This is a genomic window from Thioclava sp. SK-1 (genome assembly GCF_001705665.1).
Classification (GTDB): Bacteria; Pseudomonadota; Alphaproteobacteria; order Rhodobacterales; family Rhodobacteraceae; genus Thioclava.
On sequence record NZ_MDHA01000065.1, the window covers coordinates 114416 to 140463 of the forward strand.

Here is a 26048-nt window from a genome sequence, read left to right on the forward strand (position 1 = left end):
GTTTTGTCAGTCTTGATTTTAGGTTCTGTTGAGTGACGCACAGAGATGCGGCACCCCCCCCCATGATCAGCCGCGCAAAAGGTCTTCTTTGCTTAGGCCGAAATCGGCGGCGAGCCATTGCGCTTCGAGCTCTTTCAAGCGTGCGCCAAGGCGTGGCCCTTCAAAACCGGGCATCAAATCCTGCGCCTTAACGGGGAATGTCGCATCGGCCCCTTCGTTTAGCAGGTCACGCCAACCTGGTTGCAACGTCTGCCCGATTAAGGCCGCGCGGACCAGCAAGGCATCGCCCCCAATCTGCGTGCCATAACGATAGCCAATCGCTGCGGGTGGTGACAGATCGGAAATCGCGCGGCGCAGCTCATCCAGGTGCCGGGTCTCTGATTTTGACAGGCGCAGGGCATCGGTCACGTCAAACCCGGTCAGGGCGGCAAGGCGGCGCAGCGGATCAGGGGCCGTGTCTTCCAGATGCAGTAGCGGAAATAAGACGGCCGGATCAGCACCCGGTAAAATACGGTTCAATATGCCCGATTGGGCCATCGCGCCCACCGCTGTGCTGGGATTGGGGGCGGATAACAGCTTGCGCATTTCCTGCCCGACACGTTCGCGGGCCAAATTGTCCAACCCATCTGCCAGCTGTGCGCAGGCGGCCAGCCCTTCGGCATCGGGGCCCTGATCGGGCGCACCATACCAAGCGGTAAAGCGGAAAAACCGCAATATCCGCAAGTAATCTTCGCGAATGCGTTCAGCGGGCGTCCCGACGAAACGCAGATGGCCCGCGCGCAGATCCGCAATGCCACAGCCCAACGGGTCAAGCACGGTGCCATCCGCCTGCGCATATAGCGCATTCATCGTGAAATCGCGCCGTGCAGCGTCATCGGCAATATCGGTGGAAAATGCCACGGTCGCATGGCGGCCATCGGTGTCGACATCGCGGCGAAATGTTGTGACCTCATGCGCGACCCCGTCGCAAATCACGGTGACGGTGCCATGGTCGAATCCCGTTGGCACGGCCTTCATCCCGTTGGCCTGGACTAGATCGGTCACTTGCTGCGGTGTGGCGCTTGTGGCGATGTCGCTATCGGTCACAGCTGCGTTCAAAAGCGCGTTTCGCACGCATCCACCCACGATTAATGCCTGATGGCCGGCCCCGCTAAGACATGCAAGAACGCGTTGAAGGCTTTTAGATGTGATCCATGCGCCGCTGAGTTTCATCTGCCATCCTCTGGGCCAATTGTCGCAATATCCCCGCGGTCGCGCCCCAGATATAATAGGGGCCATAAGGGACGACATAATATTTTCGCCGCGTCCCGCGCCACAGGCGGCTTTCTATACGGAAAGCGGCGGGGTCAACAACATGCCCAAAAGGTATAGTGAATACTTGCTCTACCTCGCCCGGCTCGGATCTGGGGATAAAGGGCGTGGTGATTTGCGCAATCACTGGGGTAACCTGAAACTGGGTAACGGTTTCATGCGTGTCCAATGTGCCCAGCACTTTGACGTGATCTGGCGGCAGGCCGATTTCTTCATGGGCTTCGCGCAGTGCTGCGGCCACAACCCCGCGGTCACCGGGGTCCACCTTGCCGCCGGGAAAAGCAATCTGGCCAGGGTGGTGTTTCAGATGTGATGCGCGCTTTGTCAGATACAGACGCAGACCATCACCATGTTGTTCAAAAGCCACTAAAACGGCGGCGGGGCGCAAGACCCGGCCCGGCGGCAAGGCCACGTCCGGGTTCAGCTCATAATCCGACGAGGGGCGCCCCGGCTGTGCCAAGGCGGCAATGACCGGGGCAAGGGGATCACTCATCTTCAGGCTTCTCGGACCCGTCAGGGTTTTTCGTGGCCTGAAAACCAAGTGTCTGCGGATCGAAGACATAATGCGCGTTGCAGAATTGGCAGTCGGCAGTCACGATCCCATCGTCGGTGGTCATATGACCGATGTCCCGGGCGGAATAAATCGAAAGCGATTGGCGGACGCGGTCTTCAGAACAGGTGCAGCCAAATTCCACCCGCTGCGGATCGAACACGCGCGGACCTTCTTCGTGAAACAGCTTGACCAAAATATCGGTGGCTTGAATGCGCGGTCCGATCAGTTCGATCTCTTCTACAGTATCAAGCAAGATGTTAGCGCGGTTCCAATTTTCTTCGGCTTCCCCTTCCAAGATGTCTTCGGGGCGCAAAAGCCCGTCTTGGCCGGAGGCCTCTTCGGTGGCTGCAAGGGGTGATGCCTTTGGCATTGTCTGCAACATCACGCCGCCTGCGCGCCAGCTTTCGGGTTGACCGGGCATGGTGGCGCGGCCAAATGCCAGCTCAAACCGGGTCGGCAACTGTTCGGATTGCGCAAAGTAAGCCTCGGCGCAGGCGCGAAGCGACCCGCCTGACAGCGGCGTAATGCCCTGATACGGGGTGCTGCCAGAGCCTTGGTCGATCAAGATCGCGAAATAGCCTTTGCCAATCTGTTCAAATCCCGGTCCGGCCTGATCCAATTTTTCGGCGTCAAAACTGGCCCAGCCACGAATGCGTGCGGGCTCCCCTTCCGCTGTGGGCGCATAGTAATCGGTGGCAATGATCCGTATAGGGCCATCACCGCGCACCTGAATAGACAGCTTCCAGCGAAGTTTGATCGTTTGGCCGATCATTGCGGTCAGCAAGGCGACTTCGGCCACCAGTGCCTCAACCACGGCCGGGTAATTGTGCTGTGACAAGACTTGATCCAATACACCATCCAGTCGCGCCAACCGGCCCCGGATATCCGCGCGGTCAAGTTGGAAGGGAAGGACGGTATCGTCCCATGCGATTTGGGATAGCGTGCTCATGGTGGATCCTTGGGGGCTTATGTGCTTTGCATTTCGGGCGGCGGTTGGCATAGCTTGCCTTTATAGGGGCCTATATATGGGCAGCAAGCTGTGAACCAAGGGGCAATGAATGATCGCACGCTATGGGGCAAGTCCGCAAACGGGCCATCGTTACCGCAGACGACCCGGCGCCTATGCCATTTTGATCCGCGATGGGCAGCTATTGTTGACCCATCAATCCGCCCCGCAGCCAGAGTTTCAGCTGCCTGGCGGCGGGATTGATCCGGGCGAAAGCGGAATTCGTGCGCTGCACCGTGAGGTTTATGAAGAAACTGGTTGGGCAATTGACCGTCCGCGCAAACTGGGTGCCTTTCGCCGGTTCGTCTATATGCCCGAATATGACATGTGGGCGGAAAAGATCTGCCATATCTATCTTGCGCGGCCAGTCATCTGCCGTGGCGCGCCAGCAGAGCCGGGCCACCGTGCCATTTGGTCAACGCCTGCGGATGCGCTGTCGGTGATTAGGAATCCGGGCGATCGGGCGTTCCTAAAGCGGTTTGCCTGACGCCAATCACGAATTTGTGATACCTTGCGGCGGCGGATGCCGATTTTCTGCAAAACATACCGGAAACGCTGAATTTTCGTGCGAACGTTGCGTCTTTAGGATGTAAAGTTAACGTTTGGTTAACTTTTGCACGAATCGGTGAGTCTAGATTTACGTCCACCCCCCTACAAATTGCCCTGAACGTCAAATTTCTATCTAGAACTACCCTTAAAATTGCGTTAAATGGAAAAGCAGCAGTTATAAATCGGTCAAAAGAACCGGATAACATTTTTTGAGGCGGAGCAGTCCTATGGCAGAGTCGATCGACTTTGCCGTCCGTGACCAAACGGGCGGCGTGTCCCGTGGTATGGCGGGCGGCGAGGGTGCAAGTGATTTCATCCAAGTTGGTCAGGGAGACGCGGTCTCTCTGAATTTACGTAAAGCAAGCATTCTGAAATATGAACGTGCGGGCGATGATCTTCAGGTCGTTCTGGCCGATGGTCGGGTTCTGACGCTGTCAAATTATTTCGATGCACAGCCGGGCGCAAACAGCCTGTATATTTCAGCTGATGGCGAAATTACGCAGGTTTATCTTGAGGATACAGGCGAAGGCGTGCTGTTCGCAGATTACGCATCGCCCGAAATCATCGGTAAATGGAGCCCGAACGACGATCTGGCCTTCCTGGATGGTGAAGATATTTTGGCGCCAGCAGATGATGGCGCAACTGGCATGGCGGCATTCGCGCCTTTGCTGGGGCTTGGCCCATTGGGCGCGGCGGCTGGTTTGTTGGGTGCTGCCGCCGTGGCAGGCGGCGGTGGCGGTGACGGTGACGATGGCACGACGCCCACTGATCCGGGCGGCGATGGTGACACCACCGACCAGAACACGCCAATCACACCCACCGTTGATAATGCTGATAGCGACACAACGCTGACCACGAATACGCCTGCCGATGATCAGGTTGTTCCTGTCAGCGGCACTGGTGAGCCTGGCTCAACCGTTGTTGTGACGGTCGGCGATCAGACGCAAGAAACCACCATTGACGATGACGGTCTATGGGATGTTGTGTTTGAGGGGGATGATCTGCCAGCTGATGGCGATTACAGCTCTGAGGTGGTTGTGACCGCCCCGGATGGCACGGAATATGAGCTGGACGGTCCTGATTTCCTAATCGATATGACCCCGCCACCGCTTGAGGTGACGGAAGGGGCCGGATCGACTGGAGATGTCGAAAACCTGGAAGAATACGCCGATGGCATCACCATCAGCGGCGAATCTGAAGCAGGCGCAACCGTTACTGTCGAAATCGACGGGCAGACGCAGTCGGCGGTTGTCGATGCGGATGGCAACTGGACCGTGACCTTTACGGAAGATCAGCTGCCGGGCGGCGAGTATACCGAAGCGATGGTGATCACCGCGACGGATGTGAACGGTAATGAGACGATTTTGAACGACACATTGGTGGTCGACACGGTTCCTCATGCTGTGACCTTTGATACGGTCGCCAGTGACGATATCATCAATGCAGCCGAGCAATCGGCAGCGGCGGGTGTGGCCGTCAGCGGCACATCGACACCGGGTGCTGTGCTGCAGGTTGAATTTGCAGCAAACGGCGCCACGCATGAGGTGACTGTGGATGCGGATGGCAACTGGTCCACGACCTTTGCCGCAGACGAAATCCCGACCGGCACCTATGACACGGCGATCAACGTCACCACGACGGATGCGGCGGGCAATGTTACGAACGCCAGCCATGCAATCGCGGTGGATACCGATTTCAACACGGTGACCTTCGACACGGTGGCGGCGGATGATGTCATCAACGCGGCAGAGCAATCGGCGGCGTCCGGTGTCACGGTCGGTGGAACAGCGACCGCGGGTGCCGTGCTTCAGGTGGTGTTTGCAGAAAATGGCGCCACGCATGAGGTGACTGTGGATGCGGATGGCAACTGGTCCACGACCTTTGCCGCAGATGAAATCCCGACCGGCACCTATGACACGGCCATTGACGTTACCACGACGGATGCGGCGGGCAATGTCACCACCGCCAGCCATGCGATTTCGGTGGATACCGATCCAAATACCGTAACCTTTGATACCGTGGCCGGGGACGATATCGTCAATGCAGCCGAGCAATCGGCAGCGGTAGGTGTGACCGTCAGCGGCACATCGACACCGGGAGCGGTGCTGCAGGTCGAATTTGACGCGAACGGCGCCACGCATGAGGTCACGGTGGCTGCCGATGGCACATGGTCCACTGTCTTTGAGGCATCGGAAATCCCGGCCGGCACTTATGACACGGCGATCAATGTCACCACGACGGACGCGGCGGGCAACGTTACCAACGCCAGCCATGATGTCGCGGTAGATACGCAAATCGGCGTCACGGTCAGCTCGGCCAATGTCACTGCGAATGATAACGTGGTGAATGCGGCAGAGTTTGACGGCGCAGGCTTTAGCCTGACCGGCACAACCGATGCCGGCAATGCCGTGTCGGTGACGATTGGCGGCGTGACGGTTCCGGCAACGGTCCTGTCAGGGGGGGCGTGGACGGTCAATCTGACGTCTGGTGATCTCGCGGCAGCGGGGCTGACCACAGGCACCTATGAGGCGGTCGTAACTGCGACAGATGCAGCCGGCAATGAAATGAGCACATCGCGTGATGTGGTCTTTGATCTGGAAACCGCCGTCGCCTTTGGTGACACGCAGGCGGGTGACAACCTGATCACATCGGCTGACACAGGCGCAAGCACGGGTCTGACCCTGACAGGTATGTCAGAGCCGGGGAACTCGGTCACAGTGACATTGGGCACGGGCACTGCGACGGTTGTTGCGGGCGCTACGGGCAGCTGGTCTGCCGTGATCGCGGCAAGCGATCTGCCAACAGGCACGGGGACTGCGACGGCGACAGTGACGGCGACAGATGCGGCGGGCAATACCGCCACAGACACGCATGAGCTGGATGTCGATACCGAGGTTCAAAACCTTGGCTTCACCACTGCCACGCCGAACGCATTGGTTGCGGATGACATCGTCAACGCAGCCGAAGGCGCGGGTGGCTTGGTTGTGACAGGCACGGTTGAGGCCGGTTCACAATCGGTCGTTTTGCAGCTGGGCAATGGGTCGGTGATTACCGTTCCTGCGGCGAATATCGACGCTGCCGGGAACTGGAGCGCGACGATTCCTGCCGGGGATCTTCCCAATGTGGAAAGCTCCGAAACGCTGGTTGTGACGGCGACGGATGGTGTCGGCAACGTGTTGACTGCGGCGCCGATGACCATTGCCTTTGACCCGTTGGTGATGAATTTCGCTGTGACCTCAGATATGACGGCAGATAATGTCGTCAACGCGAAAGAGGCTGCTGCGGGCTTTACTCTGACAGGGACGGTCGAGGCCGGTTCGGTTGTCATGGTGACCTTGGGCAGCGGCGCTGCACAACAGGCAACGGTGAATGCTGACGGCACATGGTCGATTGATTTTGATCGCGCTGACCTGGTTGCAGGCGGGGCGTCGGCCGCGACCGGCACTATGACCTATACCGTTGAAGCTGTGGATGCGGCGGGCAACGTGGCGGTTTTGGACAGTGCCGATAACAGCTTTGCCTATGATTTTGAGGCACCAGCAGCGGCAGATTTCTCGGATGTTCTGATCGGCAGCACGACCTATTCGGGCGTTCTGATGGGCAGCACCGCTGAGGCAGGCACCTATGATCTGTCGGCTGTTCGCGCCGATGGGACGGTGGTCGATCTGGCGGAAACCAGCGCGGGCAGCTTCTATCAATTCGCACCGCAGGCAACATCGACATATCTGGTTGCGACAGATGTTGATGCGGCGGGCAATGAAAGCTCGACGTTGATGGTGGCCGATACCAACTCTAACGTGACGGTCGATTTGGGTCGTGACGGGTTGGAAGGGTTCGATTTTGCCAAGATCGATCTGGATCTGGCGGAAGCCAATCTGACGATCAGCGCAGATCAGATCCAGGAGCTGACCGGGCCAGATCATACGTTGATCATTCAAGGCGATGCGAATGACAGCGTTACGGTTACAACGGACGGCTTCACGGAAACCGGCACTACGCAAATTGATGGTGAAGATTACACCATTTACACGCTGGGTGACGATGACGCGACGCTGATCATTGATGACTCGATCACAAACCTGACCATCTGATCGGAGGGCACGGGATGACTGGGGTGAACGTCTTGAAGACGGTCTCCCGAGTCTCTTCGGCTCGGGTGGCGCTTGCAGGAACGGTTTTGCTGTTCCTTGCAGGCTGCATGGAGGGTACGCCCTTCCCGACTGGACGCTCCGCCTTTATGGCGTCCAGCCAAACCAGCGCAATGGCGCTGGCGACACCGGGAACCACGGCCACCAGCTCGGTGATCATTGCCAATCTGGCAGCACGTCAATCGGTTCTGACGGGCGAAAGCCCCTATGACAGGATTGCGCGGGCTGTGCTGACACAGTCAAAAAGTTCGGCGCAGGCAGAGCTTCGGGTGAAGCGGCTGACCGCCAAAGCGAAGTCAAAGAACTGGCTGCCGGAATTACGTCCTGGCGTTAGCCTGACATCGCTGGGAGAACTGGTGACCTCCATGGTGTTCGAACAGGTGTTGTTCGACAATGGTGCGAAGAAGGCGGAACGCGAATATGCCGCAGCTGATGTGGAAATTGCCGCTGTAAACCTGTCAGAGGATTATAATAACACCGTTTATGATGGGCTTGCGCATTATGTGCAGGCGCAGCAGGCTGCGGCGCAGGCCGACGTGGCCGAGATGGCGCAGGCATGGTTGGCGAAATACGACCGCATCATGATGGAACGCGTGCGCGGTGGCTTATCGGATATGTCCGAAAAACGAGTCATTTTGCAGAAACTGTCCGAGATGGAGGCGACCGCCGCAACTGACCGCGACACGGCACGCGGACAGATGGCGCAATTGGCCGCAATGGCGGGTGGCCCGATGGGCGATCTGTCGGGCGTGCCGGACATCACCATTCCTACAACTATGCCGGTGGCCCTTTCGGTTGAACGGGCCATGGGGGAGAAATCCCTGATTGTGGCTGAGGCCAAGGTGGCCCGGGCCGGGTTGCTGCCCAGCCTGACCGCCGGGGCGTCTGTGGGTGCTGGTAAGCCAGACTATGCGCTGGATCTGGGGGTGACGACGGCCTTGGGTCTTGGCACCGGTGATCAGCTGTCTGCATTGGATGCGGCCAAGCGTAGTGCAGAACAAAATGTCGAAGAAGCACGCCAAGATGCCCAGCAAGAGGTGGTGCGACTGCAATCCAAATTGGAGCGGCTGGAAGCCAAGCGCACGCGTGACGGTCAAGTTGTTGCGGAAATGGAACAGAGCCTGACGCTCTATACCGAGCAATATCGCCTTGGCGGTCGCTCACTAATGGAGCTTGTGACGCAATTTGAAAGCTATGCCGATATGAAACGGGCCCATGCGGGACTGAAATTCGATATTGCGCTGATAAAGCTGGAAATTGCACGCCAACACGGGATATTGGTAGAGGGAGAAATTATCTAACAAGGTATTGGGGGGGCGTTGTCCGAGAGGGTCATCGCATTTGACATAAACGCAGCCCGCGTCAGCGGGGCGTCTGATGGTGCTTTGCCCAAATCAATGCCGTCACAGCCGCCAGCGGCCAAACGCCCGGCGGATCGTGCAAAATCGCGTGCTGAATTGGCCGCCGCCTATGCGGGCCTGTTGGGTGCGGAAATCCCGGCTGCCGATATTCTGGAGCAAATGCTTCTGGCAGTTGGTGAAGCCACCGCCGCTGTTACCGGTGAAACTGCGGGACAGGGTGTTCAACCAGAGCATATCGCCGCCGTCCTGCGCGTTGCCGGGATGAGCGCCGAGGTTGAAAAGATAAAATCCATCACGCCGGGCCAATGGCCAGCACTTGCCCAGATGCGGAATGGCCAGATGGTCCTTGTGGTCGGGCAGGAAATGGAAAGCCTGTTCGTGTACGATAAAACCTGCCAGGATCAGCGGGCCGAAGTGCCGATTGGGGAATTCGCGTCCTTCTTTACGGGACAGGTCGTGCGGGCGCGCACCACGTTGCGCCAATTGGAAGAACGCCACAAAATAACCGCCGATCAGCAGCATTGGTTCTGGGGCACGTTCAAAGCGCAGCGCCGTGCCTTTGGCGAGGTCGCTCTGGGCTCTCTTTTCGCCAATATTCTGGCCGTTGGCGTCGCGTTGTTTTCGCTGCAGGTCTATGACCGTGTGATACCGCACCAATCCGAAGCAACGCTTTGGGTTTTGGCGCTTGGCGCGTGTTTGGCGTTGGGAATGGAGATGGCGCTGAAACTGGCACGCGCAGGGCTGATGGATATGGCCGGGCGTAAGATCGAATTATCTGTTCAGCAGCTGTTGATGGCGCGGTTGCTGGGGATGAAGCCGTCTAACCAACGCTCACCCAGCCAGCTTTTCTCTGCGATGCGGGAGTTTTCTTCGGTGCGAGAGTTTTTCACCGCATCGACGATCGGCACTTTGGCAGATATTCCGTTTATTTTCGTATTTCTGGCGCTGGTGGCGTCTATTGGTGGCTCCATCATGTGGGTGCTGCTAGCAGGCGGTATCTTGATGGTGTTGCCCGGGTTCTTCTTTCAAAAGAAGATGATCCGTTTGACCGAGGCGACGCAGGGTGCCTCTGCGCGCGCGTCGCGGCTTTTGCATGAGGCGATTTATGAACATGAAACGGTGTCGACAACACGCGGTGCCGACCGGATTAAGCGGATCTGGGAAGAGCTGATCACCCTGTCTGCGGTGAAATCATCAGAGCAACGTAAGCTGGCGGCCGCACTGACCTATTGGGCGCAGATGATTCAACAGGGCACCTATATCGCCGCTGTGGTGATCGGCACCTATATGGTGTTTGCGGGTGACTTTACCGTTGGATCCATTATTGCAATCGGGATTTTGACTTCGCGGACCCTCGCGCCACTGACGCAGCTGTCGGGAACTCTGGCGCGATGGTCCAATGTCAAAGCCGCGCTGGATGGGTTGGATAAGATTGCGTCATCGGATCAATCCCATGCCGATGATCGGTCCTATCTGCGCACCGACCGGGTGAATGGTGAATTTGAACTGCGCCACACGACGTTCCAATATGACCCGGAAGGCGCCGCAACTGTCGATATCCCCAGTTTGCAAATCCCAGCAGGGCAGAAAGTGGCCGTGCTTGGGACCAATGGCTCTGGCAAGTCCACATTCCTCAAGCTGCTGGCGGGGCTGTATGAGCCGCAGTCGGGGCGGATTTTGTTAGACGGCATTGATATTGGCCAGCTGCATCCACGTGATTTGCGCCGCTCACTTGGGTATCTTAGTCAAGATGTTCGCCTGTTTGCAGGAACCTTGCGCGACAATTTGAACATGACCCAGCTGGAACGGGATGATGAGCGACTGTATCAGGCGCTTGATTTTGCCGGTCTGGGGCCGTTCTTGCGTGCCCATCCAAAGGGGTTAGATCTGCAAATCCGCGATGGTGGTGAGGGGCTGTCCGTAGGGCAGCGGCAATCGATTGGCTGGGCGCGGCTGTGGCTGCAAGATCCATCTGTTGTGATCTTGGACGAGCCAACCGCCGCCTTGGATACTACGCTGGAAACCACATTGGTCAGCCGCCTGGAAGGGTGGTTGATCGGCCGCACAGCGATCATCGCAACGCACCGCGTGCCGATCCTGGCACTGACTGCACGCACATTGATTTTGCAAAATGGCAAATTGGCGGTAGATGGCCCGCGTGATGCTGTTTTGGCCCATCTGACCAAATCCAAAGCAACCGGTGGACGATGACAACGATTGACCCATCCGCCATTGTGACCCGGTCACGGAATATGTCCGTCACCATATGGCTGATTGCGGCTACTGTCGCGATTTTTGTGCTTTGGGCTTCGGTCGCCTGGGTCGATCAGATTGTGCGCGGACCGGGGGAAATCGTCTCCTCCTCAAAGCCGCAAATCATTCAGAACCTCGAAGGCGGTATCCTGGCCGAGCTTTATGTCTCCGAAGGGGATGCCGTGCAGCCGGGGGAACCATTGGCCAAGTTGTATGGAACGCAATATCGCACGCAGGTTGATGATCTGGAGGCACAGATCGCTGGCCTACAAATCAAACAATTGCGCCTAGAGGCGGAAATGAACGGTATTGACGCGTTTGAAGTCAGTGACAAGCAAGCGCAACTGGTACCACATATTGTGGCCTCTGAATCGGCGCTACTGAAAGCGCGAGTCCAAGATTTTAATGCCCGCAAACGTGGGGCTGCCAATATCATGGATCAGGCCCGGGCAGAGCGAAACCTGCTGGAAGAGATGTATGCAAAAGAGGTAGCTCCGCTAATTGAAGTAACCCGGGCCCGAAAAGCTTTTTCCGATGCTGAAAAAGTCTACACTGAAATAACAACAAAGACCGAGCTGGAACGCGCTTCAGATTATTCAGACACGCTCAAAGAACTCGGCACATTACAACAACAGCTGAAATTATCCGAAGACCAACTTGGGCGTACGATTTTAAATGCGCCGATGAAGGGTATTGTCAATCAGTTGAAGGTTTCCACAATCGGCGGCGTGGTCCGGGCCGGCGAAGAGATCATGCAGATCATTCCGATGGATGAGGAGCTGTTCATAGAGGCACGTATTGCCCCGAAAGACATTGCGAATGTTAAAACAGGGCAAGAAGCGACAATCAAACTATCTGCCTATGATTATACAATCTACGGCAGCCTGAAAGGTACGGTTCAAGTCGTATCAGCGGACACATTCAAAGATGAAACTGACCCCAATGCAGAGCCGCATTATAAGGTCACATTACGCGTCGATCTTGTTCACCTGACAGAGCGGCAACGGCATTTGGAGATACGACCCGGGATGCAGGCTACCGTTGAGTTGATGACTGGGGAGAAAACGATACTGCAATATCTTCTCAAGCCGCTGTATAAATCTCGCGAAGCGCTACGGGAGCCGTAACGTAGAAGGGGCGCTGCCCCTCTTGGCCTAGGCCAATTCACCCCGGGATATTTACCGGCACGGTGAATAATCATATGTAATTTTCACATTGCTGAGCAATATCCCGGGGGAGGCTCGTCAGAGCCGGGGGCAGAGCCCCTCTTCGTGGTGCTTATTTTGATTTCGGACGAAACGCATCGACCTTGGCGCTATCTGTTTCCAGACGCGCGGCGCCAATCAAATCTAAACAATAGGGTACGGCGGCGAAAACACGGTTTAGGCATGTCGCGATTGCAGAGGGTTTTCCAGGAAGGCTGATGATAAGGCTTTGTTGGGCAATTCCAGCAGTTTGGCGTGATAGGATTGCTGTAGGGACCTCTGCCAGAGAGGCCTGCCGCATTTCCTCGCCAAATCCAGGAAGCTCTTTCTCAATAACGCTGGCAAGGCCTTCGGGCGTTTGGTCCCGCGGCGCGGGCCCCGTGCCGCCGGTCACGAGGATCAGGTCAGTCTTATCAGCCACAAGCTGTCGAACGCTTGTTTCGACACTTTGTTTGCCATCCGGGATGATATGGCGTGTGATGGTGAGGGGCGATGTGATCACGTCCCTCAACCAAGTTTCGCAGCCTGGACCGCCCTTGTCCTCATATTCACCGCGGCTTGCACGGTCAGATACGGTGACGATGGCAGCGCGGGGCCGGTCGACGCTCATTTCTTGGCGACTCGCGCATTGCGCGTTGCGATGAGCTTTAAACGCAATGCGTTGAGGTTGATAAACCCTGCGGCATCTTTTTGATCGTAGGCGCCGGCATCTTCTTCAAAGGTTACATGCGCTTCGGAATAAAGGGAATGATCTGACCAGCGTGCCACGGTACGGGCCGCACCTTTGTATAGCATGAGCTTCACTGTACCGGTGACGTGCTCTTGGCTTTTGTCAATCAAAGCTTGTAGCATTTCACGCTCTGGCGAATACCAGAAACCATTATAGATAAGTTCCGCATAACGCGGCATGATCGAGTCTTTTAGATGCCCCGCGCCGCTGTCCAGCGTGATTTGTTCGATGCCACGATGCGCTTCCAGCAAGATTGTACCGCCCGGGGTTTCATACACGCCGCGTGATTTCATTCCGACGAAGCGGTTTTCGACGAAATCCAAACGCCCGATGCCATGGGTGCGGCCAAAATCGTTCAGCTTGGTCAAAACGGTGGCAGGGGACATTACCTCACCATTGATTGCGACCGCGTCGCCTTTTTCAAAAGTGATCTCGATATATTCGGGCTCATCGGGCGCCGAAACTGGGTCGTTCGTGCGCTGATACACGTAATCTGGGGCGGTATCCGCCGGATCTTCCAGCACTTTGCCTTCGGAAGACGTGTGAAGCAAATTCGCATCGACCGAGAACGGTGCTTCACCACGTTTGTCTTTGGCGATCGGGATTTGATTTTCTTCTGCAAATTCCAGCAGCTTGGTCCGCGAAGACAGGTCCCACTCCCGCCAAGGCGCGATGACTTTGATTGCAGGATCCAGCGCATAGCAGGCAAGTTCAAAGCGAACCTGATCATTGCCTTTGCCGGTCGCACCATGTGCCACGGCATCTGCGCCAACTTGTTTTGCGATTTCCACCAGACGTTTAGAGATCAGCGGACGCGCGATTGAAGTGCCCAGAAGATAGAGCCCTTCATAGACGGCATTTGCCCGAAACATTGGGAATACGAAATCGCGGACGAATTCTTCGCGAATATCTTCGATGAAGATATTGTCCGGATTGATGCCAAGAAGTTCCGCCTTGGCGCGGGCCGGCTCCAGCTCTTCTCCCTGGCCCAAATCGGCGGTGAAGGTCACGACCTCACACCCATATTCCGTCTGAAGCCATTTCAGGATGATCGAGGTATCGAGGCCGCCAGAATAGGCGAGAACAACTTTTTTGGGCGCGGACATTGACATCTCCCGAGGAACTCATTTGACGTGGGGATAGTGCGTTTTGGGGCGTGCTACAAGGGGCGGGGCGTGGATTTTGCAGCCTTTGACCCGCTTGGAAATTCGGTGTCGGTGTTCGCAGGGTCCGATGTGAATGCGGTGCATCGCGGCGGTTTCAGGCATTAAAGGCGCGATTTTTCTTGCACCTATTTTCGCATAGGTTCAAAGCTGCGCCATGACAGATTTTGCCCAAGACGCCATTGAGGCCACCCGCTCCTTACGTGCCCTGTTCGATCCGACGCCCTTGTCGCGGAATGCGTTTTTGTCACAGCGCTATGGGGCAGAAATTTGGCTGAAGCGCGAAGATCTTACGCCTGTGCGCAGCTATAAATTGCGCGGCGCCTTTACGGCGATGCGCAAATTGCGTGCGACGACGCCGGATGCTGATCATTTCGTATGTGCCAGCGCGGGCAACCATGCGCAGGGCGTGGCATTTGCTTGTCGGCATTTCGATGTCAAAGGTACAATCTTCATGCCGGTGACGACGCCACAGCAAAAGATCGACAAAACCCGGACGTTTGGCGGCAGCAATGTCGAAATTGTTTTGGTCGGCGATTACTTTGACGACACGCTTGCGGCGAGTCAGCGGTTTTGTGACGAGGCAGGCGCCTATTTTCTTGCGCCATTTGACAATTCGGATGTTATTGAAGGTCAGGCCTCGGTTGGGGTGGAAATTTTGGATCAACTTGGAAAAGCACCAGATTTCGTGGTGTTACCTGTTGGTGGTGGCGGGTTGGCAGCGGGTGTTACCGGATATTTGCGCGTCACCGCGCCTGAGACCCAGTTTCGATTTGTCGAACCGGCTGGCGGCGCCAGTCTAAAAGCCGCCGTACGGGCGGGTCAGCCCGTCGCATTGCCTCATGTGGATAGTTTTGTTGATGGCGCTGCTGTCGCTAAAATCGGGGCAAAGCCGTTTGGGCGCCTTGAATGGTTGCAGGCGGCGCATGTATTGGCCGCGCCGGAGGATCGGATCTGCCAAACGATGTTGGAATTGTTGAACGTGGAAGGCATCGTGTTAGAGCCTGCCGGGGCGCTTTCGGTTGATGTTCTACGAGATTTGCGCGATGAAATTCGTGGTAAAACAGTCGTTTGCATCGCTTCGGGCGGTAATTTCGATTTTGAACGTTTGCCGGACGTAAAAGAGCGGGCCCAGAAATATTCCGGCCTGAAGAAATATTTTATTTTGCGGATGCCGCAGCGCCCAGGCGCGCTGAGAGATTTTCTGCAGATGTTGGGACCGGATGACGATATCGCCCGGTTCGAGTATTTGAAGAAATCGGCCCGCAATTTCGGGTCTGTTCTAATCGGGTTAGAGACGAAAAGGGCCGAAAATTTCCCGGCCCTCAAGCAGCGATTGCAAGACGCAGGATACACCTACCGCGATATTACGGATGATGCGATCCTGGCTGAATTCTTGATCTAAGCCCAATTCGGGGCTTAGGCGACGTTTCGAAATTCATCAACCCGCGCCATGAACAGCTGTTTTGAATCGCTGTAGCAGGCGAGGATTTCAGGCACATCAACTTCTTCCGCGCGACCTTGCCCAGAAAGGCGTTCGCCGATTTGGCACAATGCACCAAAGCCCTGGAAGCCAAGGTTCCACGCGGATCCCTTGAGGAAATGCAGATCCTCTTCCAGCTTGTTTGGGCGTGTTCCAAGCTTCATGACAACCGCCTCTACCTCATCTAGGAAAAGTTCGACAACTTCGCCGAACCCATCCGGGCCGATTTCAGATTGTAACTCTGCCACCCGATCCCAATCGATCATATTTACCTCCACCGAAGTGATACCACACCAAGGGGCAGCTTAGGGCGCAAAGCTTGCTGAACGCTTAACCTGTCAGGGATGGAAATGTTCACCCGGAGTTAACGAAGATGGGTCAATGATTGGGCGTCCTTTTGTAATGGCGGTATCGAATTTGGCTGGAAATTTGCAGCAAGACCCAGAACTTTTGTCCGAAGTTGACGCGCAGGCCGCTCCGGTCCGCCGGGTGCTGGTGGTGGACGACAGCCGTATGCAGCGCCGTATTCTATCTGCGCAATTGGCCCGCTCTGGTTATGAGGTCACGGAAGCCTCCTCCGCAGAGGAGGCGATTGAAATTTGCAAGCGTTTCCAGCCTGATATCGTATTGTCGGACTGGATGATGGAAGGCATGACCGGCTTGGATTTTTGTCGCGCATTTCGGGCTATGGAGCGCGATGGTTATGGGTATTTTGTCCTTCTGACGTCAAAGACAGCCAAAGAAGAGGTGGCCGAGGGGCTGCATTGCGGCGCAGATGATTTTCTGGCCAAGCCGGTGAATGGGGATGAGCTACGTGCAAGGCTTGCCGCAGGTGAGCGCATTTTGCGGATGGAACGGGAGCTGACCAAGAAGAATCAGCTTTTATCCTCCACTTTGGATGAGCTTAAAGGCCTGTATGATGGGATTCGCCGCGACCTGCGAGAGGCCCGAAAGCTGCAGCAAAGCCTTGTGAAAGAACGACAGCGGTCCTTTGGGTCATCGGAAGTGACGTTGATGCTGCGTCCGTCTGGCCATGTAGGGGGCGATTTGGTCGGCTTTTTCCCGATCAATGCGCGGAGGGTTGGATTATATGGCATCGACGTGTCGGGGCATGGGATTACGTCTGCATTAATGACCGCCCGTCTGGCCGGGTATTTGTCCGGCTCATCGCCAGATCAGAATATCGCGTTAATTCAATCGGAATTCGGCATTTATGAGGGAATGGCCCCGCATGCATTGGCCGAATACCTGAACACATTGGTATTGGAGGAGGTTCAAACCGAAAGCTATTTCACGTTGATCTATGCTGACTTGGACCTTGTCTCGGGTGAGGTTGAATTGGTGCAGGCCGGTCACCCGCACCCATGTGTGTTGCGCGCCAATGGGGATGTGGAGTTTCTTGGCGATGGGGGGTTGCCTGTTGGCCTGATTGAAGGTGCTACATATGAGCTTATTTCGACCAAGCTGCAGGCGGGTGATCGCCTGATATTGATGTCCGATGGAATCACGGAAGCTGCGCCACAAGGTGGTGAATTGCTGATGGAAAATGGCCTAGAGACGGTGGTGCAGCAATCCTCGGATTTGCGTGGGCAGGCCTATCTTGATGCGCTGTTTTGGGATGTTGAAAACTATGCGAATGGGGCGCTGACAGATGATGTGTCAGCGGTCCTTTTCGAATTTAACGGCGCAAAAAAGAATGCAGATTAAGCCGGTTTGACCCCCGCACAGGCGTAATTCACCGAAAGATCACGATCAGATAAGGACCAGCGCCAAGTGATTGGGTTAAACACCATGCCTTTTTTATCCACGGCGGTTAAATTCGCAGAGACCAACATCGCGGTCAGTTCATCAGGCTTTAGAAATTTTGACCAATCATGTGTGCCTTTAGGCAGCCATTTCATGACATTCTCTGCCCCGACAATCGCCATCATATAGCTTTTGGGATTGCGATTCAGGGTGGAGGCGATCAGCAGCCCGCTTGGGACCAAAAGATCCGCGCAGGTTTGTATAAAATCAGAAGGATCTGCAACATGTTCAACGATTTCCATCGCCAGCACGATGTCGAACCGCTCGTCCGTGACAAGGATATCTTCGGCGGCGCAGTGGCGATAATCGATTTCCAGACCAGACTGTTCGGCGTGTAGCTGCGCGACGGGGATATTCCGCTCTGCGGCATCCGCACCGACGACGCTGGCACCAAGCCGCGCCATAGGCTCGGATAATAGACCGCCACCGCAGCCGATATCTAATAGGCGAAGCCCGTCAAATGGTTGCGCTGTCGAAAGATCACGGCCAAACTGCGCTGCAATCTGCCGGGTGATGTAATCAAGTCGCACCGGGTTCATCTGATGCAATGGCTTGAATTTCCCGGCTGGATCCCACCATTCAGCCGCCATAGCTTCAAATTTAGCGACTTCGCTGGGGTCGATGGTGCTGTTGGGCTGTGTCATCTTATCCTCAAACTTCTAATTGGCCCCCATGGTGGGCCCGGTCTTCACACTATATAGTCAGGTCATGGACAGAACCGCAGGCAAAAAGCGCACATCAAGCTCGTTTCTTTATCCGCCGATCGAACCCTATGATCGCAGGATGCTTGATGTTGGCGATGGGCATCAAATCTATGTTGAACAATCCGGCAATCCGCAGGGGCAGCCGGTCGTGGTTTTTCACGGTGGTCCCGGGGGAGGCGCAAGCCCGGCAATGCGGCGATATTTCGATCCGATGCATTACCGGATCATCTTGTTTGACCAGCGCGGTTGCGGTCTGTCGAAGCCAACTGCAAGCATCGAGGCCAATACGACATGGCATCTTGTGGCGGATATTGAACAAATTCGTCAGACGTTGGGGGTTTCGCGCTGGCTTGTCTTTGGTGGTAGCTGGGGCGCGACGCTGTCCTTGATCTATGCCGAAACCCATCCCGACCGGGTACAGGGTCTGATTCTGCGCGGTGTATTTCTGGCGACAAAATCAGAAATTCAGTGGTTCTACGGCGGTGGGGCAGGGCGGTTTTTTCCCGATGTTTGGCGGCGGTTTTGCGACGCGATACCGGAAGAGGAGCGCGGAGATTTGGTTGCGGCCTATGCGCGTAGGCTGTTTTCAGGGAATTTCAGTTCTGAAGCGCGATTTGCGCGAATTTGGACGCTTTGGGAAAACGCCTTGGCGACGGTGGAGGCCGATGGCTTTGTCGGTGAAGCACCAAGCGATTACGCGCGCGCGTTCGCGCGGCTGGAAAATCACTATTTCTCCAATGGAGCATTTTTGGAGCAAGACGGCCAGATTTTACGTGATCGGCATAAGATTGAACATATCCCTGCGGTGATCGTGCAGGGGCGAATGGATATGATTTGCCCGCCGATTTCTGCGTGGCGTCTGGCGGATGGTTGGGCTTTGGCGGAGTTGCAGATGGTGCCGGCGGCGGGGCATGCGCTGTCCGAACCCGGGATCACCCAAGCCCTTGTGGCGACGATGGATCGCCTGCGCTGATGCGGCGCGTGGGCGGTGATGTTTGCTATATTTTGGATATTTAGGGCAAGATGAAGCTGTGCTGCGGCCAAGATGGCGTTATTTCCTTGCGATTCTGGGGGAAGCGGTGTAAGTGATCTTCAACAGCGGAGTGTCAGGGTCCAAACCTGGCGCCCACCGGAAGGATGCAACGGGCCGCAAGGGCCCGTTTTTTATTATTCCGGTGTCATGATCAGAACACGAGGATCGGATGGCCGACCTTATTGCGAAGACCGCCATTGACCGGCGGATTGCCCAGATCGTTATGCCCACCATTGAGGGATTGGGCTATGAGTTGATCCGTTTGCGGTTGCAAGGCGGCAAGACGGCGACTTTACAGATCATGGCAGACAAGCCCGAGGGCGGGATTGATGTTGAGGATTGCGCCAAGATCTCTACTGCGGTGAGCGCGGTGATGGATGTCGAAGATCCGATTGAAGATAATTACTATCTTGAGGTTTCGTCGCCCGGGATCGACCGCCCTTTGACTCGTTTGAAGGACTTTAATGTCTGGGACGGGTATGAGGCCAAGATCGAAACGACTGAAATGATTGAAGGCCGTAAGCGGTTTCGTGGGATTATCCGTGGAACCGAAGGCGATGAGGCGCTGATCGAAATTGAAAATCAGGGCGAACAGATTGTGATTGGTTTGGATTTCGACTTGCTGGCGGATGCCAAGCTGGTTCTGACCGATGAGCTGATCACAGAAATGCTGCGTCAGAAGAAAGCGACTGACGCGATTGACGAAAATGCGTTCGACGAAATCGAAACGGATACGGATAATTCCGACGAGGAGACTGAGTGATGGCGATCACCTCTGCCAACCAGCTGGAACTTCTGCAAACCGCTGAGGCGGTTGCGCGCGAGAAGATGATCGATCCCGAATTGGTGATCGAGGCGATGGAGGATTCGCTGGCGCGGGCCGCGAAATCGCGCTACGGCGCGGAAATGGACATTCGTGTTCATATCGACCGCAAGACCGGGCGTGCAAGCTTCACCCGCGTGCGCACCGTTGTTGAAGAAGAGCTGCTGGAAAATTATCAGGCAGAGCTGACCCCCAAGCAGGCGAAGCAATATTTGGCTGACCCGCAGGTGGGCGATGAGGTGATCGACGAGGTTCCGCCTGTTGAGCTGGGCCGGATCGCGGCGCAGTCGGCCAAACAGGTTATTTTGCAACGGGTGCGCGAAGCGGAGCGGGATCGTCAGTTTGATGAATTCATTGAACGCAAAGGCACGATTATCAATGGTGTCGTAAAGCGCGAAGAATATGGAAATATCATTGTTGATATTGGCCGTGGTGAAGGCATGCTGCGCCGGAACGAGAAAATTGGGCGTGAGAGCTATCGCCCCAATGATCGTATTCGTTGCTTCATTAAGGATGTACGCCGTGAAGCGCGTGGTCCGCAGATTTTCCTTTCGCGGACCGATCCGCAGTTCATGGCTGAGCTGTTTAAGATGGAAGTCCCTGAAATCTATGACGGTATCATCGAGATCCGCGCCGTGGCGCGGGATCCGGGGTCGCGTGCGAAAATCGCTGTGATTTCCAATGATAACTCCATTGATCCGGTTGGTGCCTGTGTGGGTATGCGCGGCAGCCGTGTTCAGGCCGTTGTGGGTGAGTTGCAGGGTGAAAAAATCGACATTATCCCGTGGAACCCGGATACGGCGACATTCCTTGTGAATGCGCTGCAGCCGGCCGAAGTGTCCAAGGTTGTGTTCGACGAAGAAGCGCAGAAGATTGAGGTTGTGGTTCCAGATGAGCAACTGTCCCTGGCCATTGGCCGCCGGGGTCAGAACGTGCGGTTGGCGTCTCAGCTGACGGGCTTGGATATTGATATCCTGACCGAAGCGGAAGAATCCGCGCGTCGTCAGGCGGAATTCGCAGAACGCACCAAGCTGTTCGTGGATGCGCTGGATCTGGATGAATTCTTTGCGCAGCTTTTGGTGGCCGAAGGATTCACCAATTTGGAAGAGGTCGCCTATGTGGACCCTGAAGAATTGATGGGGATCGAAGGGATCGATGACGGCACTGCAGGCGAGCTGCAGGCGCGTGCGCGTGATTACATCGAAGAGCAGAATCGGAAAGCGATTGAAGCAGCCAAGGCGCTTGGTGTGGAAGAAAGCCTCTTTGAATTTGAAGGCCTGACCCCGCAGATGATCGAAGCTTTGGCGAATGACGATGTGAAAACATTGGAAGATTTCGCAACCTGTGCGGACTGGGAGCTGGCCGGTGGCTGGACGACAGTCGACGGCAAGCGTGAAAAAGACGACGGCATCCTTGAGAAATTCGATATGACACTTGAGGAAGCGCAGCGTCTTGTGATGACCGCGCGGGTGCAGCTGGGTTGGGTTGACCCGACCGAGATGGAAACGACAGACGACACCGATAGCGCCGAAAACGACGCTGCGGTGGACGCGTAACAACAGGAGATTGCCCCGATCATGAGCCGAGGCGGACGCACAAAAATGAATGACGACCCGGAACGCCGCTGTATCGTTACACGCGATGTGGAGCCGAAGGCCGGGCTGGTGCGCTTTGTTGTCGGGCCTGACGGGGCGATCTATCCGGATGTGGCTGAAAAGCTGCCCGGGCGCGGGATTTGGGTGACGGCAGAGCGTGCCGTCATTGACGAAGCCCAAACCAAAGGTTTTTTCGCCCGCGGCGCGAAGGCGCAGGTGACAATCCCAGAAAATTTGACCGATATTGTTGAGACGGCTATTGCACATCGCACAGTTGAGCTTATTTCGTTGGTCAGGAAGTCCGGTAGAGCGGTCTGTGGCTTTGAGAAAGTCAAAGGCTGGCTGTCCGAAGAACGGGCAAAGGTTCTTCTTCAGGCGTCAGATGGATCTGACCGCGGGAAGGGCAAGTTATGGACCCCGACAGGCAGCCGATGGTTCGGTTGCCTTACAAGTTCGGAATTGGGTTTGGCTTTTGGCCGCGATCGTGCAATACACGGCGCGCTTGCGGCTGGTGGACTCACTCCAAGTGTCATAAGAGAAGCGGCAAGGCTTGCGGGGATGCGCAAGCAGGACGGCGACAAGGCGGTCGCTAGTAAGGATACGAAGACGGCATGAGCGATACGGACGGCAAAAAAACCCTCGGTCTTGGTGGCGGGTCGCGCCCTGGTCAGGTGAAGCAAAGCTTCTCCCACGGGCGGACTAAGAACGTTGTGGTCGAAACGAAGGCCAAGAAGCGAGTGGTCAATAAGCCGGGCCCTGGCGCCAAGGGCGCTGGCGGTAAGCCGCGGCTTGGAGATCCTTCAAAACGCCCCGCAGGGATTTCAGATGCGGAAATGGAGCGCCGGTTAAAGGCGCTGCAGGCAGCGAAGGCACGCGAGGCAGAAGAAACTGCACAGCGCGCGGCTGAAGAAAAGGCACGCGAAGAAGAGCGCGAGCGCCGTCGCGCCGAGATTGAGACGAAAGAGCGCGAAGAGCGTGAACGTGTCGAAGCGCTGCGCATGAAGCAAGAAGAGGAAGATCGCAAAAAGCGTGAAGCCGAATTGCGTGCGCAGAAAAAAGAAGAAACCCGCAAAGCGGTGAAAACTGACGCGCCACAAACGCCTCAGGATCGTGCGGCTGCGGAAGCGGCTGCGTCGCGTGCGGAAACCAAGGGCGTTGTTGCCTCCGGTCCACGCAAAACCGACCGGGAGCGCGACCGCAATGAGCGTGACGCGCGCAATGCCAAAAGCAAAGAGGACAACCGCCGTTCTGGCAAGTTGTCGCTGAACCAGGCATTGTCGGGTGGCGAAGGCCGTCACCGCTCTATGGCCGCGATGAAGCGTAAACAAGAACGTCAGCGCCAAAAGGCAATGGGTGGCAATCAGCGCGCCGAGAAACAATCGCGCGAAGTGCGGTTGCCCGAAACCATTTTGGTTGGCGAACTTGCCAACCGTATGGCGGAACGTTCGGCAGATGTCGTGAAATCGCTCATGAAAATGGGCATGATGGTCACGGCCAATCAGGCGCTTGACGCAGATACTGCGGAATTGGTGATCGAAGAGTTCGGCCACAAGGCCGTGCGTGTTTCGGATGCTGACGTTGAACAGGTGATCGACCAGATCGAAGACAAAAGCGAAGATCTGATCGCACGCCCACCAATTGTTGCCATCATGGGTCACGTTGATCACGGCAAAACATCGCTGCTGGATGCAATCCGTAAGGCGAATGTTCAGTCGAGCGAAGCGGGCGGGATCACGCAGCATATTGGCGCCTATCAGGTGACAACGGAATCCGGTGCGGTTCTGTCGTTCCTTGATACTCCGGGCCACGCGGCGTTTACCTCCATGCGGGCACGCGGTGCGAATGTGACGGATATCGTCATTTTGGTTGTGGCTGCCGATGACTCGGTCATGCCGCAGACAATCGAAGCCATCAACCACGCCAAAGCGGCGAAGGTCCCGATGATTATCGCGATCAACAAGATCGATAAACACGAAGCCAATGCGCAGCGTGTGCGGACCCAGCTTTTGCAGCATGAAGTTGTTGTCGAAGAAATGGGCGGCGACGTGCAAACGGTTGAAGTGTCAGCGAAATCTGGCAAAGGCCTTGACACGTTGCTGGAAGCGATCGCGCTGCAAGCTGAGATTTTGGAACTGCGTGCGAACCCAGATCGGTCCGCAAGCGGCGCTGTTATCGAAGCCAAGCTTGATGTGGGGCGTGGGCCTGTCGCCACCGTTCTGGTGCAGAACGGCACGCTGAAACGTGGCGATATCTTCGTCGTCGGCGAGCAGTGGGGCAAGGTGCGTGCACTGATCAATGATCAAGGCGAGCGCGTCGAAGAAGCCGGTCCATCGGTCCCAGTTGAGGTGCTTGGTCTGAATGGCACGCCCGAAGCAGGTGACGTGTTGAACGTGGTCGAAACCGAAGCGCAAGCGCGAGAAATTTCTGACTACCGGATTTCGGCTGCGAAAGACAAACGTGCTGCGGCAGGTGCTGCAACCACGCTTGAGCAGATGATGGCCAAAGCCAAAGCGGATCAAAATGTGTCCGAACTGGCGGTCGTCGTTAAGGCCGACGTTCAGGGGTCGAATGAGGCGATCGTTCAGGCGCTTGAGAAAATCGGCAATGACGAAGTGCGCGTCCGTGTCATCCATTCGGGTGTTGGTGCGATCACAGAGTCGGATGTTGGTTTGGCTGAAGCCTCGGGTTGCCCGGTCATTGGCTTTAACGTCCGTGCAAATGCGCCCGCGCGTAATTCCGCGAATCAGAAAGGTGTTGAGATCCGCTATTATTCGATCATCTATGATCTGGTGGATGACATCAAAGCTGCGGCGTCTGGCCTGCTTTCGGCAGAAATTCGTGAGAACTTCATCGGTTACGCGACGATCAAAGAGGTCTTCAAGGTTACCGGCGTTGGCAAAGTTGCCGGCTGTCTTGTCACCGAAGGGGTGGCGCGTCGTTCTGCAGGGGTTCGCCTGCTGCGTGACGATGTCGTGGTCCACGAGGGCACGCTGAAGACGCTCAAACGCTTCAAGGATGAGGTCAAAGAGGTCCAATCCGGGCAAGAATGTGGTATGGCCTTTGAACATTACGATGACATCCGTCCCAATGATGTCATTGAGATCTTTGAGCGTGAAGAGATCGAGCGCTCGCTTTGATCTTCCAAAGCAACGGGCTTTAAAAGCCCGCACCGCGTCAATCGCGCTGTCCCGCATTTGGGATATAGCACCCAGAGAACGATTGTTTTCTGGGTGCTATTATATTCATCAACGGCAAGCCGTAGGTGGTTAGGGGAGAGCAAATTTCTTTAGGCTTCGCCGGTCCAACTTCGCTCCGCCCTGCCTTTGGTGCGTTTTTGCGGGCTGGTGGTATGCAGGGGCACCCAAGATGACGCAAGAGTACCGCATTGCTAACACGGGATGGCATGGTGGCACTTAATGCCAGGCGCGCGTTGCCCTAACGACCGGTAACAATCCGTGCTGTGGGTGGCTCAGCGATGCGCCATGGTGGCATCGATCGATCCGCATTGGGCAATCCGCGATCTTCTCGCGCAGGCGAAGAGTAATTGTCGCGGCGAGATCGACCTATCAGTGAAATTTCATCCGACGCGAACCGCAGGCCTTTGGGTTGATACACCGAGCTTCCGGATCGCGATGTATCGCGGTTTTACTAGGGCGCAGGTGGCCTCGGACGTCGTTAACCTTGGCCAAGTGAATGTGAAACTAATCGACCGATCCAGTTGGAGCCGAGGGTGTGAACCGCCCCGGATTTGCCGGAGGGTAATTTTCTCAACGTCAGGCTACTTTATCGAGTGTATTTAGATTTGCATAGAGTGCCTCCTCTGCTTCTGCGGGCGTGAGGTATCCGATGGGACCCAATAGCCTGCGGTTGTTATACCAATCGACCCACTTCAGCGCTTCCCATTCGACTTCGCGCATCGATTTCCACGGCAATCTGGTTGATGACCTCTGTTTTGAACAGGCCAATGACGCATTCAGCGAGAGCATTGTCATGGGAATCTCCGACTGTTCCAACCAATGGATCAATACCCAATTCGACAAGGCGCTCGGTACGCTTGATCGTGAGATATTGCGACCCACGGTCTGAGTGGTGAATCAAGGCATTATTGTCAGGTGTTTTTCTTTGCCAGATTGCTTGGTAATCCCCCCAACAGTAAGGGGATGCGGAGGTAGAATTTTCTCGGCCAGATGAACGAGGAGATTTTGAATGAAGACAAGCAGATACACTGAGGCGCAGATCCTTGCGATCCTGCGGCAAGCCGAAGGCGGTGTTCGGGTTGCCGAGCTTTGCCGCGATCATGGTATGAGCGATGCGTCGTTTTACAA

20 protein-coding genes and 1 pseudogene are annotated in these 26048 nt (G+C 56.0%); 13 read left to right on the forward strand and 8 right to left on the reverse strand.

Going from position 1 to position 26048, the window contains the following annotated elements:
• Positions 1–66: 66 nt before the first annotated feature.
• From BFP70_RS15400 to BFP70_RS15410, 3 genes are read right to left on the reverse strand one after another with little or no spacing between them, the layout of a single operon-like run.
• Positions 67–1212: a CCA tRNA nucleotidyltransferase gene (locus BFP70_RS15400; protein WP_066012537.1), complete on the reverse strand. Its 1146-nt coding sequence runs from the start codon at positions 1210–1212 to the stop codon at positions 67–69.
• Positions 1181–1804 carry a CoA pyrophosphatase gene (locus BFP70_RS15405; RefSeq protein WP_066012538.1) on the reverse strand — a complete coding sequence of 208 codons (624 nt, stop codon included), beginning with the start codon at positions 1802–1804 and terminating at the stop codon, positions 1181–1183. The genes BFP70_RS15400 and BFP70_RS15405 overlap by 32 nt, the downstream gene beginning before the upstream one ends.
• Positions 1797–2813, reverse strand: a complete 1017-nt coding sequence (locus tag BFP70_RS15410) for an Hsp33 family molecular chaperone HslO (protein ID WP_066012539.1) — start codon at positions 2811–2813, stop codon at positions 1797–1799. The genes BFP70_RS15405 and BFP70_RS15410 overlap by 8 nt, the downstream gene beginning before the upstream one ends.
• A 109-nt stretch (positions 2814–2922) precedes the next feature.
• On the opposite strand from BFP70_RS15410, the gene BFP70_RS15415 reads away from it, so the two are divergent.
• The 5 genes from BFP70_RS15415 to BFP70_RS15435 all read left to right on the forward strand — a co-directional run bounded on the left by BFP70_RS15415 (position 2923) and on the right by BFP70_RS15435 (position 12308).
• Complete coding sequence (locus BFP70_RS15415) at positions 2923–3357, forward strand: NUDIX domain-containing protein (protein ID WP_066012540.1); 435 nt, start codon at positions 2923–2925, stop codon at positions 3355–3357.
• A gap of 289 nt (positions 3358–3646) precedes the next feature.
• Entirely contained in the window at positions 3647–7510 is a 3864-nt protein-coding gene (locus tag BFP70_RS15420; RefSeq protein WP_066012541.1) for an Ig-like domain-containing protein, read from the forward strand.
• A 14-nt stretch (positions 7511–7524) separates the two neighbouring features.
• Positions 7525–8868, forward strand: a complete 1344-nt coding sequence (locus tag BFP70_RS15425) for a TolC family protein (protein WP_083217546.1) — start codon at positions 7525–7527, stop codon at positions 8866–8868.
• A 96-nt stretch (positions 8869–8964) separates the two neighbouring features.
• Complete coding sequence (locus BFP70_RS15430; RefSeq protein WP_141693225.1) at positions 8965–11139, forward strand: ATP-binding cassette domain-containing protein; 2175 nt, start codon at positions 8965–8967, stop codon at positions 11137–11139.
• Positions 11136–12308, forward strand: coding sequence for an HlyD family type I secretion periplasmic adaptor subunit (locus tag BFP70_RS15435; RefSeq protein ID WP_066012544.1), 1173 nt, complete (start codon positions 11136–11138; stop codon positions 12306–12308). Before BFP70_RS15430 ends, BFP70_RS15435 begins: the two co-directional genes overlap by 4 nt.
• Positions 12309–12459: 151 nt before the next feature.
• Here the strand turns inward: BFP70_RS15435 and mog are convergent, their stop codons facing one another.
• Positions 12460–12996 (reverse strand): molybdopterin adenylyltransferase, encoded by a 537-nt coding sequence (mog, locus tag BFP70_RS15440; protein ID WP_066012545.1) that lies wholly within the window; start codon positions 12994–12996, stop codon positions 12460–12462.
• The gene (locus BFP70_RS15445) at positions 12993–14222 is read right to left on the reverse strand and encodes an argininosuccinate synthase (RefSeq protein ID WP_066012563.1); all 1230 of its coding nucleotides are present in this window, start codon (positions 14220–14222) and stop codon (positions 12993–12995) included. Before BFP70_RS15445 ends, mog begins: the two co-directional genes overlap by 4 nt.
• A gap of 214 nt (positions 14223–14436) precedes the next feature.
• On the opposite strand from BFP70_RS15445, the gene ilvA reads away from it, so the two are divergent.
• Positions 14437–15684 carry a threonine ammonia-lyase IlvA gene (gene ilvA, locus BFP70_RS15450; protein WP_066012546.1) on the forward strand — a complete coding sequence of 416 codons (1248 nt, stop codon included), beginning with the start codon at positions 14437–14439 and terminating at the stop codon, positions 15682–15684.
• 14 nt (positions 15685–15698) lie between these two features.
• Here the strand turns inward: ilvA and BFP70_RS15455 are convergent, their stop codons facing one another.
• On the reverse strand, positions 15699–16028 hold the full coding sequence (locus BFP70_RS15455) for an Hpt domain-containing protein (protein WP_066012547.1): 330 nt from the start codon (positions 16026–16028) through the stop codon (positions 15699–15701).
• Positions 16029–16164: 136 nt separating this feature from the next.
• On the opposite strand from BFP70_RS15455, the gene BFP70_RS15460 reads away from it, so the two are divergent.
• Complete coding sequence (locus tag BFP70_RS15460; protein WP_066012564.1) at positions 16165–17469, forward strand: PP2C family protein-serine/threonine phosphatase; 1305 nt, start codon at positions 16165–16167, stop codon at positions 17467–17469.
• Here BFP70_RS15460 and ubiG read toward each other — a convergent pair.
• Entirely contained in the window at positions 17466–18212 is a 747-nt protein-coding gene (gene ubiG, locus BFP70_RS15465; RefSeq protein ID WP_066012548.1) for a bifunctional 2-polyprenyl-6-hydroxyphenol methylase/3-demethylubiquinol 3-O-methyltransferase UbiG, read from the reverse strand. The two genes, BFP70_RS15460 and ubiG, sit on opposite strands and share 4 nt — an antisense overlap.
• A gap of 64 nt (positions 18213–18276) precedes the next feature.
• Between ubiG and pip the strand changes: the two genes are divergently transcribed.
• The 5 genes from pip (at position 18277) to infB (ending at position 24860) form a co-directional block, all read left to right on the forward strand.
• Positions 18277–19245: a prolyl aminopeptidase gene (gene pip / locus BFP70_RS15470; RefSeq protein ID WP_066012565.1), complete on the forward strand. Its 969-nt coding sequence runs from the start codon at positions 18277–18279 to the stop codon at positions 19243–19245.
• A gap of 229 nt (positions 19246–19474) precedes the next feature.
• The gene (rimP, locus tag BFP70_RS15475; RefSeq protein WP_066012549.1) at positions 19475–20068 is read left to right on the forward strand and encodes a ribosome maturation factor RimP; all 594 of its coding nucleotides are present in this window, start codon (positions 19475–19477) and stop codon (positions 20066–20068) included.
• A complete protein-coding gene (gene nusA / locus BFP70_RS15480; RefSeq protein ID WP_066012550.1) occupies positions 20068–21684 on the forward strand; it encodes a transcription termination factor NusA in 1617 nt (538 codons plus the stop codon). Before rimP ends, nusA begins: the two co-directional genes overlap by 1 nt.
• A gap of 21 nt (positions 21685–21705) precedes the next feature.
• Positions 21706–22338: an RNA-binding protein gene (locus BFP70_RS15485; RefSeq protein WP_066012551.1), complete on the forward strand. Its 633-nt coding sequence runs from the start codon at positions 21706–21708 to the stop codon at positions 22336–22338.
• The gene (gene infB, locus BFP70_RS15490; protein ID WP_066012552.1) at positions 22335–24860 is read left to right on the forward strand and encodes a translation initiation factor IF-2; all 2526 of its coding nucleotides are present in this window, start codon (positions 22335–22337) and stop codon (positions 24858–24860) included. Before BFP70_RS15485 ends, infB begins: the two co-directional genes overlap by 4 nt.
• Positions 24861–25496: 636 nt before the next feature.
• Here infB and BFP70_RS21440 read toward each other — a convergent pair.
• A pseudogene (locus BFP70_RS21440) lies at positions 25497–25860 on the reverse strand (integrase core domain-containing protein); the annotation flags it as partial.
• A gap of 69 nt (positions 25861–25929) precedes the next feature.
• On the opposite strand from BFP70_RS21440, the gene BFP70_RS15500 reads away from it, so the two are divergent.
• The coding region (locus BFP70_RS15500; RefSeq protein ID WP_066012554.1) for a transposase at positions 25930–26048 on the forward strand (119 nt) is incomplete at its 3' end.